The organism is uncultured Chitinophaga sp. (assembly GCF_937898475.1).
GTDB lineage: Bacteria > Bacteroidota > Bacteroidia > Chitinophagales > Chitinophagaceae > Chitinophaga.
Window position 1 is genome coordinate 190,353 of the sequence record NZ_CALEJS010000041.1, and the last position, 12,467, is coordinate 202,819.

Here is a 12,467-nt window from a genome sequence, read left to right on the forward strand (position 1 = left end):
TAATGGCCTAGGGATAATTTTATCCCCTATGCCCGTTTTAGATGCAATACGTACCTTTATACAAAGGAGTAGGTATATGTACGAAAGAAAAACACCCCTCGCTATTGATTGCGGGCTGCACCTTACCAGGGAAATATTGAACGGCAAATGGAAACCATCGCTGCTCAATGCCATCGCCATAGGTGTAAAACGGCCCAGTGAAATCCAGCGCCTGTTGCCCGGAGCCACCCGCCGGGTGCTGAACGTACAGCTCAAAGAACTGGAAGAGCATGGTATGGTGGAGAAGAAGATCTACCCGCAATTACCGCCTAAGGTAGAATATTCCTTAACAGCTATTGGCTGGTCGTTAATGCCCGTTATCGATGCCATGAACCAATGGGGTGATGCCAACCGGGAGTTCCTGGAAACGGTGATCAGCCAGGATCCTAAGATCAGGCAAACGGAGAAATCGGCTTGCTTGATGCATAGTAAGATGGCGGTTGAGCGGAGGATTGGGTAAGGGGGGATGTTCTGCTGCTGGACTGGCTCCTGTCTGGCGCTACTCTCCTCTTAGCACTTCCTTGAATTGCGGGTATTTGATTCCCCTGTTGACTCCCAAGACTTTGTTATGCCCACTGTCTGGGTTAGACTTTTCAGCATATAAATCTGGACTTTTCAGCAAAACGTAAGTGAGTGATGAAGAAAGGAAGTAGAAAGTCTGCATTGATCAATTTTTTGACGGTTGTATTTTGCGCAGAATTAACGAAGGATGGAGCTCTTTAAAAAGCGACTTTACAGAAGTAGAGGGAATATCCATTTCCAAAGATGCCAACACTATCTTTTACGTAGTCTCTGTTGTCGATTGATTGAAAAAACGTACTATCTTCACTTAAGCCCTGAAGACACCCAATTTATTAATGTTGTCGATTGATTGAAAAAACGTACTATCTTCACTTATTAGAGATTTTGAACATTTCCCAGATCAGTTGTCGATTGATTGAAAAAACGTACTATCTTCACTATCTCTTCTTTCATATCTTCCAGCTTTGGGTTGTCGATTGATTGAAAAAACGTACTATCTTCACTACTGTCCGCCTTCAATGTGGGGAGGAGCCAGTTGTCGATTGATTGAAAAAACGTACTATCTTCACTCATCGGATAGGCTTTGCGATAGGTTTCCAGTTGTCGATTGATTGAAAAAACGTACTATCTTCACTTCCCCCAACAACATTGGTAGCTGCTTTCTTGTTGTCGATTGATTGAAAAAACGTACTATCTTCACTTCTGAAACCGCTGTATTAACTACAGCGCGTGTTGTCGATTGATTGAAAAAACGTACTATCTTCACTAGAGAGGGATTCGACCTACTCATCAGCTGCGTTGTCGATTGATTGAAAAAACGTACTATCTTCACTCCCATATCGTCAATCCTTTTTATAGTATTGTTGTCGATTGATTGAAAAAACGTACTATCTTCACTTACAGCGCTAATAGCGTTTATTATCCCATTGTTGTCGATTGATTGAAAAAACGTACTATCTTCACTCAGATGCCGGCGCCATTACTCCCGCCAGGGTTGTCGATTGATTGAAAAAACGTACTATCTTCACTTGACGTGTGCATTATCGCTGATGGCACACTGTTGTCGATTGATTGAAAAAACGTACTATCTTCACTAATAGTTACGCTAGGGCGTGCCATTGTCTAGTTGTCGATTGATTGAAAAAACGTACTATCTTCACTATGCTGGCTTCATGGTCGGTCAAAAACCAGTTGTCGATTGATTGAAAAAACGTACTATCTTCACTCCCCGTAGTTGTCGGTCACCGTGAGGCGTAGTTGTCGATTGATTGAAAAAACGTACTATCTTCACTTTTACGGATACAAAGACCATGAGGCCGGCGTTGTCGATTGATTGAAAAAACGTACTATCTTCACTTCTGGATGCGTGATTTTGCAATATGAATAAGTTGTCGATTGATTGAAAAAACGTACTATCTTCACTTTTGAAGTTTAAACGTATGTTCTTGTCAATGTTGTCGATTGATTGAAAAAACGTACTATCTTCACTCATACATTTTTACAGGCAGCGGCCCCCTGCGTTGTCGATTGATTGAAAAAACGTACTATCTTCACTGTATCACTTCGTATACAGAATACTGGTAGTGTTGTCGATTGATTGAAAAAACGTACTATCTTCACTTTTTATTCCTGTTCATACACCAATTCCAGAGTTGTCGATTGATTGAAAAAACGTACTATCTTCACTATGAACCCCCGCCACCCGCATTGGTTGTAGTTGTCGATTGATTGAAAAAACGTACTATCTTCACTTGAAGGAGCTGGAACAAATGTATAGACTGGTTGTCGATTGATTGAAAAAACGTACTATCTTCACTTGAAGGAGCTGGAACAAATGTATAGACTGGTTGTCGATTGATTGAAAAAACGTACTATCTTCACTTGGCCGCAGAATCAAATTGGGGAGGTTTCTGTTGTCGATTGATTGAAAAAACGTACTATCTTCACTGCTGGTTGCGTAAGTTGTTCGGAAAGACAGTTGTCGATTGATTGAAAAAACGTACTATCTTCACTCCATAGGGTATGCAATGAAGCATGGACTCGTTGTCGATTGATTGAAAAAACGTACTATCTTCACTTATCATCATTATGGATTTGGGTGGGAAGCCGTTGTCGATTGATTGAAAAAACGTACTATCTTCACTGTGTCATGCTATTTCGTACCATTTTCATAAGTTGTCGATTGATTGAAAAAACGTACTATCTTCACTTTTTTTCTGCAGCACTGGTAATTTATCGTTGTTGTCGATTGATTGAAAAAACGTACTATCTTCACTCCTGCCCTGTTTCTTAGCATAATCTTTTACGTTGTCGATTGATTGAAAAAACGTACTATCTTCACTCCATTCCCCTACCCGCCCGACAATACCTGTGTTGTCGATTGATTGAAAAAACGTACTATCTTCACTCTCTCGCTAAATGGGGAGCCTATAAGATAGTTGTCGATTGATTGAAAAAACGTACTATCTTCACTAGGGGTACAGCTACGACCATATCATCTCTGTTGTCGATTGATTGAAAAAACGTACTATCTTCACTCTAACTCTATTCCGAATGAGCCCCCCTTTAGTTGTCGATTGATTGAAAAAACGTACTATCTTCACTCTTATCTTGAAGTAATGCCCGTTGTGTTGGTTGTCGATTGATTGAAAAAACGTACTATCTTCACTAATAGATTCCATCTCTCACGCAAGTTTAATGTTGTCGATTGATTGAAAAAACGTACTATCTTCACTTGCAACAGCAGCAGATGGCCCAGCAACAGGTTGTCGATTGATTGAAAAAACGTACTATCTTCACTTCTGCTACTTCGACAACAGATAACGGAACCGTTGTCGATTGATTGAAAAAACGTACTATCTTCACTATTAGCGTGAATCCATTATCGATGAACTTGTTGTCGATTGATTGAAAAAACGTACTATCTTCACTTATGTGAAGGCGAAACATGGTGCATGGCAGGTTGTCGATTGATTGAAAAAACGTACTATCTTCACTCAATTTACTGCCCATCATTCGCTAAGCCGGTTGTCGATTGATTGAAAAAACGTACTATCTTCACTTGGGTAAAGTCGATTCTGATGCTGCCAATGTTGTCGATTGATTGAAAAAACGTACTATCTTCACTAGTTCTTCCTTCACTTCCCGATTGTTATAGTTGTCGATTGATTGAAAAAACGTACTATCTTCACTCGTTCTGGAAAAAGGAGGCCTCCGCTCAGGTTGTCGATTGATTGAAAAAACGTACTATCTTCACTTATTACATGTTTGCACAATTATGTAAATCAGTAGTCGATTGATTGAAAAAACGTACTATCTTCACTATCACAAAAAACTTATGAAAATGGAAAAGGTTGTCGATTGATTGAAAAAACGTACTATCTTCACTTTCCGAGATCCTAATTATAAGGGCAATTGGTTGTCGATTGATTGAAAAAACGTACTATCTTCACTATTATCCACTCCATAAGCCACATCGGCAAGTTGTCGATTGATTGAAAAAACGTACTATCTTCACTGTCAATTCTTCAACTGTATTGCACATGTCGTTGTCGATTGATTGAAAAAACGTACTATCTTCACTCTTCAATCCGTTTGGCCGTGTAATCCCCAAGTTGTCGATTGATTGAAAAAACGTACTATCTTCACTTATCGCCAGACGAATGCACCCAATTATTTTGTTGTCGATTGATTGAAAAAACGTACTATCTTCACTTCGTTCTGATTCATAATTAATTTTTGATTCGTTGTCGATTGATTGAAAAAACGTACTATCTTCACTAGGCAGGCGTCGGCTTCTTGATGCTTATGAGTTGTCGATTGATTGAAAAAACGTACTATCTTCACTACACTTGCAGAATTAGGCATCAGCCGAGCAGTTGTCGATTGATTGAAAAAACGTACTATCTTCACTCCGGCGTGTACTTCCTGGCAGCCCCACCAGTTGTCGATTGATTGAAAAAACGTACTATCTTCACTTCCTGCTGAGCTCCGGATCGTAGTCCGGACGTTGTCGATTGATTGAAAAAACGTACTATCTTCACTTGCATTCGTCTTGCGTGTGCTCCCAGCGGTGTTGTCGATTGATTGAAAAAACGTACTATCTTCACTTTGATACCGTTTTTAAAAGACTTCGAGGGGTTGTCGATTGATTGAAAAAACGTACTATCTTCACTTTCAGCATACAGGTCCTTAGCGGACTTGTTGTTGTCGATTGATTGAAAAAACGTACTATCTTCACTATGAACTTGCTTGGCACACTATTCATTCTTGTTGTCGATTGATTGAAAAAACGTACTATCTTCACTGGGAGGCGGAACAGTATTCAGGACTCGATGTTGTCGATTGATTGAAAAAACGTACTATCTTCACTTCTCCTTCGGAATTAGATACCCTGAAAAAGGTTGTCGATTGATTGAAAAAACGTACTATCTTCACTGCAGATGCCTTCCCGGATGGCTTCTTTAACGTTGTCGATTGATTGAAAAAACGTACTATCTTCACTGGACAGTCAGTTTCGTTGTTTACACAATCTGTTGTCGATTGATTGAAAAAACGTACTATCTTCACTCTGGGAGCAGATGACCATTTACGAGCGGCGGTTGTCGATTGATTGAAAAAACGTACTATCTTCACTGATAGTTAGTGTAGGTCAGATCTACGTCAGTTGTCGATTGATTGAAAAAACGTACTATCTTCACTTCTTTTCTGTGCCATGTTAACCGATTATGGTTGTCGATTGATTGAAAAAACGTACTATCTTCACTGCACCGATCATGCCTAAAAACAGCGTCGTGTTGTCGATTGATTGAAAAAACGTACTATCTTCACTTCGAGCAAATATCGCAGCGACTGGGTTATTGTTGTCGATTGATTGAAAAAACGTACTATCTTCACTTCCGCCGCCGCGTCCTCGTCTTTAAGCCCGTTGTCGATTGATTGAAAAAACGTACTATCTTCACTTTACCCGAATATCCATTTGGGTAACGGTATGTTGTCGATTGATTGAAAAAACGTACTATCTTCACTGTTGTAAGATTTTTAAAAAATAATTGCGCCGTTGTCGATTGATTGAAAAAACGTACTATCTTCACTAAATGGGTAGCGGAATACTACCTGTAAAAGTTGTCGATTGATTGAAAAAACGTACTATCTTCACTTGGGGCATCATTAAGCCAAAGTGGAAAAAGGTTGTCGATTGATTGAAAAAACGTACTATCTTCACTCGGAGTGGCTGGGTTTAACTATGTAACAATGTTGTCGATTGATTGAAAAAACGTACTATCTTCACTGGCCGTTGCTGAATGGCTGCTCCAAAGGGAGTTGTCGATTGATTGAAAAAACGTACTATCTTCACTTATGGATGGAGGTAGTAGTTCATCTGAGTTGTTGTCGATTGATTGAAAAAACGTACTATCTTCACTTGCGGGCCTTACTATGATGGCGCGGAGGTGGTTGTCGATTGATTGAAAAAACGTACTATCTTCACTCTATCACCTGACTTGTCAACGAGGGATAAGTTGTCGATTGATTGAAAAAACGTACTATCTTCACTCTCGCCTGGTATATCTAATCCGCTCTATCTGTTGTCGATTGATTGAAAAAACGTACTATCTTCACTTCGATAGCGTCCAATGCCTGGGCACGGAAGTTGTCGATTGATTGAAAAAACGTACTATCTTCACTGCCCCTTGGGTATTAAGCTCTTGTGCGAGGTTGTCGATTGATTGAAAAAACGTACTATCTTCACTAAGTTCCAAGTTTGTTTCCCTGGCCTTATTGTTGTCGATTGATTGAAAAAACGTACTATCTTCACTACGCTTCAGCCATATTGTAGAACAACTATGTTGTCGATTGATTGAAAAAACGTACTATCTTCACTCATTAAATAGATAGGATTATGACACACGGGTTGTCGATTGATTGAAAAAACGTACTATCTTCACTGGTATTACTTAATCGAAATGGCTTCCGGTGGTTGTCGATTGATTGAAAAAACGTACTATCTTCACTGCTATTGCGGAAAGGCGATTACTGGATCATGTTGTCGATTGATTGAAAAAACGTACTATCTTCACTGAGACCCTGAGACAGAAGGATGAGACGGAGGTTGTCGATTGATTGAAAAAACGTACTATCTTCACTAAGACGATAAGCTGGGTATGATAATCGGAGTTGTCGATTGATTGAAAAAACGTACTATCTTCACTTCGTTTGTGGGATTATATTCCAGTACTTCGTTGTCGATTGATTGAAAAAACGTACTATCTTCACTACCTCCCGGATCTGGAATGGTGCCGCCTTCGTTGTCGATTGATTGAAAAAACGTACTATCTTCACTTCCCCTATGGATATATCCATAGGCACATACGTTGTCGATTGATTGAAAAAACGTACTATCTTCACTATACCGGATATTCTAGCTGGGCGTTTCGCCGTTGTCGATTGATTGAAAAAACGTACTATCTTCACTCTAAGCTGACGGAAATATTCATGTCTCGCGGTTGTCGATTGATTGAAAAAACGTACTATCTTCACTCTAGCAATGCGCTGCAGCAGTTGATATTGGTTGTCGATTGATTGAAAAAACGTACTATCTTCACTCACTTCGTAACTAAAGTTGGTGGATATAATGTTGTCGATTGATTGAAAAAACGTACTATCTTCACTAAAACGATCTTCAATCCTTTTTACCCTTTGTTGTCGATTGATTGAAAAAACGTACTATCTTCACTATTCCCTGCCTAAAACACTTATTTACAGGTTATTAGGCGGGGTTTTTCACTAAAAAAAGGGAAGAAAAAAGCCCATGTTTGAGCAATCCTCTTCCCTTTTTTCTGTCCTAACCAGCTGAGCCCTACCCCACCGCCTAAAACATCTCCAACTGCTTCGGCCCCGAAGGGAGCGATTTTTCCTTTGCTCCCCAAAAATTCATAATATCACCATACTGCTTATCTGTTACTTTCAATATACTCACCTGCCCTTTCTCAGGAACAAATGTCTTAATCCGCCTGATATGCACCTGGGCGCTCTCATCGCTGGCACAGTGTCGTACATAGACACTGTACTGCATCATATTAAAGCCGTCCTTCATCAGATTCTTTCTGAAACCCGTCGCAGCTTTCCGCTCCTTCTTGGTTTCCACAGGAAGATCAAAGAAAACAAAAAGCCACATAATGCGATAGGCATTTAACCGGTCACTGGCAAGCATATTAAGGCAGGGTTGGATACTCTATCTTACGCAAGGCGCCTTCAAAACATTTGGCCAATGAAGCAGCCGTTATTTCCATTGCTATTTGCATTGGAGAGGTCTGCCCTTTTATAATACAATCACAGTTCAACAGGTCAAGGTATTCCGCCTTTCGTTCCGGTGTTAATACATGATAATCCGGTATGCTGCTCACCTGTTTAAATACCAGCCAGTCTGTAAAGGGTCTGTAGGGCTCCATAATATCATCAGCCAGTGCAAATGCATTGTACTTATTACGATGATGTATGCCCAATGTCGCTAATAATCCACTTCCAACTAATGCCCGGGCAACCGCCGCCCTTACTATAGCGTAGCTGTAATTAAGAGAGGGGTTGGGAGGCAAACCTTCCCTGAATCGTTCAAAATCAGTTCCAAACAAGGCCTTCCAGTAGATCCGGGCTGCCTGCGCCTCACAGTTGGTAATGTCTCCACTCAAAACTTTATTTGCCAGGTTGTTAAGTGCTGCCGCTGCTGTCGCGGCCCCAGCCTTTGCCAATACTGCAGCCTGGTTCCTGATCTTTACCTTTACCGTCTGTTGCCATAACTGCTTTCTGAGCGGCTCGCTGGCAGCAATCTGCGCCCTGAATCTTTCAGCCTGTATATGGTGTGTATCCAGGTGCATCATCATACTACTGGGATGATGCCTGGCATCACATATCACGATAGCCACATTGTTTTCGGCTAGTAATTGTAGCACTGCATGCGTATAAGTGATCTGGGGATGATCCAGGAACACATAGCCAATATCTTCAATTGATCGTATTATTTCCTTCCCACCTTCTTCTTTAGGCGTAATGACTAATTGTTGCCATCTCACACTTAAATGAAAAGGGTTTGAAAAGGATAATATATTCTTGATCATTAAAGAATGATTTCGCCAGCGGTGGTTATACGAACTTTAATCGGCTTATGGGTTTGCCATCCGGTAATTCCTTTTCCAAAGTTTTTAATATACTTGTAATCCTCCTTTGCTTCCTGGTCCTTTCTGGCATCAGTGTGCTTTCTGAAACATATCTCAAAAAAATAATCCGCTCCTGCTATTTTTTGTACTTTATAAAGGTGGTCCTGCAATCTGGCCTGAGGTATCTCTGACGGTTCCAAGCCAAGTAAAAACATATCATTCTCCCTGAAAATAGAAATGATTTGTTTGGCATTCTCTGGTAACTCAATAATCTTTCTTGTCTCACGCCTACGCTCAACCGCCTGCCAAAAGGAAATTACTTGTCGTTCAAGCTCGCCATCATTCTTTTCATATACCACTAATGCGTAATTATTCCTTGGATTCACGTATTGATTCAGTTTCATACTCGGCTTGAGCATTACCGCATTATTAATTTCCTCATTGATCCTCACTTTCCGCACCGGTACTCTTTCGCCGCGTTCATTTGGCAAATAAATTACAGGCCGTCCCTCAGGATCAAAAAATGCACCGGGGGGTACTTTATACTTTTTCGCAGTAATATCCACTCCCATTGATACCAACCGGTCATAAATGAGTCTTTTTACAACTGGATCAACAATTTTCTCTACATGCTGACTTTCCTTAATATTCTCCAATGGCTTTCTGATATGATAAGTCGTACCTGATGCACCATAGCTCTTAGGTTTGCCATAAACACTTTCCTTATGCAAGGGCCCTCTTGCCGCTACACCTTTATTCCTGAAAACCTTTCCCTGTTTTTCCACCTTATATGTTCTGCTGACCAGTACCCTTTGTCGATTGTTATACGATATCAATATATTATCAATCGCCGTTTTTGCATCCAGCCGGAAAGATGTCCATGGTAACCCTATTCTATCCGCAGCATCCTGCCAACGCTTTTTTTCATACCTGTTCCAATTAGCCAGTTTATATAAATGACTACGTGTGGTGGCGGCCAGGGTTATTGCATCTACGGCATGATGGCGGTGGTCGTCCCGTGTTTTTTCGTTTTCTTCCAGATTCAATAATCTATCCAGGCCCCAATGGTGCCGCAAGGCAGCTGTAGCAGCACCTGGCGATACGATGATAGTACTGCAAATCTGTTCCAGGTATGATTTGGCTTCCCTGCTGATGTAACGTGTATCATTCAGCTGGCGTGCAATAAAATCGTTCAATTCTGCAATGTCTTTCGTCACAAACCGTTTGAATTTCTGGTATCTTTTCGGGAACTCCTTTGTGTCATAAAACAACTTTAAAGCTCTATCCTTTATCTCCTCCCATTTTGTTTCTCCCATTTCAAGACAATAGTATTCATAAGGCGTTTTTTCGCCCTTTCTGCCATTCTCCTCCGTAAAACAAAGGGTTTTATTCAGGTAGCTGTCGTCCAGTGAGCGGCTATATGGAATAATATGCTCTATCTGCACCTGGTTGTCTAAAGAAAACAGCTGCGAAGGGGAGATTGACCGGCCTGTATATGGGCAAGTACGCTGACATTCCTCCCAAAGCCTGTATTTCAGGATATTTTCATGCGTATGCCGTTGCCCCAGCTTATCCAGCTCCTCCTTTATACGGTCGTATTGGGCCTCCAGGCGCTTTTGCTCAAACCGTATCTGCTGCCGCTGCATTTTTGTAATTTTCAGGTCCCTCGCCATTTCAAGCTTAATCTCATCAAAGGATCCGTACTTATCCAACAGCTCATTCACAAGCCGCCTCAGCTCAAACAATGCACTGGTCACTACAGGGTTTCTTATCTGTTGCAGCGTTCTATCCGCTTCCACACCGGTGGGAAGCCGGGACAACAGCTCCTTCTGCCGGATAATCGTACTATGATGATATAACTTATTCAGCTGTTTGTCTGACAGCCCGAACTGCTCCTGCAGCATCTGTTTCAGATGACTGATAAATCCTCCCTTCAGGCCACTACGGATCATTTCCGGCACATTATCAAAAATAAACTGTTGCTGCTCAGCGGTCAACTTTTGCCAGGTATCGCCAAACGCATTCTTTATACCCCCCAGTACCACCGCTATATCGTAAGTATACCCCATTTCCAGGAAGGGCAGTATATTACGGATGGCCTTCATGCTCAGCGATGCATATCCCTGCTTCAGAAAGATATTAGAGATATATTCTGCATTCTTTTCGCTTAGCTGCCATTTGTCAATGACGCACTGCTTTAACTTATCCCTATCCTCAAAAAAGTGCAATGCATGCCAGATATCGTTCTGTTGCTTTTCGTCAAAGGCGAACCAACCAGCACCAAACCCATTCTTAGAACAAAGCTTACTGATGGTGGGGCAACCTACTACCTTATCGTCATCCTGGTAGTTAAACTTAAACCCTGCCCCTTCCTTCTTAACCAGCTTCCGAACAGCTTTGAAATCAACCTTATCCTTTGTCTGTAACCAGCTAACTATCAAATTCCTTTCTTCTCCTGTTAGCGCAACGCCATTATACTCCACGGTATTCACCCATTCCCATATTCTCCTGATCTCATTCAATGGATGGCTGATGGGGCACCGGCTCTTCGAAGGTTCAAACGTGCAGTTTCCAATTAAATGCCTTTGTGATCGTAAAGGACGCTGGTAAAACAGTATACCGTCCGTAATGTGCCCGTCTTTCTTCCTGCCGCCCAGCTGCATTTTTAATTCATAGGTAAGCTCCGGGTGGTAATCCGTTTGTACCTGCCAGATTGCCTCAAACTCATCTATATACATTTTCCGGGTAGTGTACCGGTTACGTATCCTGGGAAGGCCTCCTTGAAACGGCTCCCGCTCTTTTGGAAATATGGAATAGAGGTAATCGCCTAAAGTTGATCCATTGAGGTGATCCTGTGTCTCTTTTATGCCAATTTTACCCTCCCCGCCTTCAAATAGCGTTTTGGATTCTTTAACATCTATACTACGGCTATTGCTTTGAAAACCTCTTCGCTGCACAAAATGATAACATATTCTTCCCAGTTCCACCAGGGAGATCCTTCCCTTTATAGCCTGCGCGCGCAAGACGTAGGGATTTAGCCTGAACCATGCACTGAGGTCATCTTCATTCAGCGGGCACATTTCATTTTTCCGCAATAGTTTCATCAGCTGACGCTTACGGAGCTTTCGCCTGAAGTGCTGCCTCCGGATGCCCCGGTTCTGATTGCGGGAGGCATTCCTTGACATTTCACGCTCACCGTCTCCGAGGTTGTCTACCCCTTCCTGGAAAATACGAACGCCGGCGGCCTGTATGCTACCGGTTTGGGTTGCTGCCTGGAAGCTGATAACGCTCCAGCCAATAGAGTTAGTGCCGAGATCTAAACCTAGAACTTTCGTCATAGCGGGATAATTGTTGTGGTTGATAAATTGAATGGGCGATATTTACCCCTGTGTACTTATAGGTATATTACTGGATGGTTGTGGCATTTTTCAGCCAGAGCATTCCCTGTCCCCATAGGTGATTTGGTCATTGGGTGTCAACATGTTGTTTTGTTTATCTACAAAGTAAAAATTTTTTTTTGATTAAAAATTCCGTTTTCCCGTAATTTTAATATATTCGCTTTAAGTAAGTTTGCCTCAACAAAGAAATTAATCGTTTTTTCAATCTTTCGACAATAAGGCTATATGCCTTAGGATCAAAATCCTTCAGCCTCGCTTCGGTGGGGCTTTTTTATTCCCCCCTCCCCCATTTTTGGCTACAACAACCTTAGATTTGGATACAACCGGCTTCCCCCTAACCCTGACCTTTGCATTATAA

At 41.6% G+C, this 12,467-nt stretch carries 4 protein-coding genes and 1 CRISPR repeat array; of the genes, 1 reads left to right on the forward strand and 3 read right to left on the reverse strand.

Annotation, left to right across the window (positions count from 1 at the left end):
* The first annotated feature begins 76 nt into the window (after window positions 1-76).
* Entirely contained in the window at window positions 77-499 is a 423-nt protein-coding gene (locus Q0577_RS25190; RefSeq protein WP_298741280.1) for a helix-turn-helix domain-containing protein, read from the forward strand.
* 334 nt (window positions 500-833) lie between these two features.
* A CRISPR array of direct repeats spans window positions 834-7,295; the repeat unit is 36 nt; unit sequence GTTGTCGATTGATTGAAAAAACGTACTATCTTCACT.
* A gap of 134 nt (window positions 7,296-7,429) precedes the next feature.
* Here Q0577_RS25190 and cas2 read toward each other — a convergent pair.
* Genes cas2 through cas9 form a run of 3 tightly spaced genes read right to left on the reverse strand, consistent with a single transcriptional unit; the run spans window position 7,430 to window position 12,049 of the window.
* A complete protein-coding gene (cas2, locus tag Q0577_RS25195; RefSeq protein ID WP_298741281.1) occupies window positions 7,430-7,771 on the reverse strand; it encodes a CRISPR-associated endonuclease Cas2 in 342 nt (113 codons plus the stop codon).
* Between the two features lies 1 nt (window position 7,772).
* Entirely contained in the window at window positions 7,773-8,672 is a 900-nt protein-coding gene (gene cas1 / locus Q0577_RS25200; RefSeq protein WP_298741283.1) for a type II CRISPR-associated endonuclease Cas1, read from the reverse strand.
* Entirely contained in the window at window positions 8,672-12,049 is a 3,378-nt protein-coding gene (cas9, locus tag Q0577_RS25205; protein WP_298741285.1) for a type II CRISPR RNA-guided endonuclease Cas9, read from the reverse strand. Before cas9 ends, cas1 begins: the two co-directional genes overlap by 1 nt.
* Window positions 12,050-12,467: the final 418 nt, after the last annotated feature.

Coding starts and splice junctions, on each gene's coding strand:
- Q0577_RS25190 (WP_298741280.1), top strand. CDS start 77: ATGTACGAAAGAAAAACACCCCTCGCTATTGATTGCGGGCTGCACCTT.
- cas2 (WP_298741281.1), bottom strand. CDS start 7,771: ATGCTTGCCAGTGACCGGTTAAATGCCTATCGCATTATGTGGCTTTTT.
- cas1 (WP_298741283.1), bottom strand. CDS start 8,672: ATGATCAAGAATATATTATCCTTTTCAAACCCTTTTCATTTAAGTGTG.
- cas9 (WP_298741285.1), bottom strand. CDS start 12,049: ATGACGAAAGTTCTAGGTTTAGATCTCGGCACTAACTCTATTGGCTGG.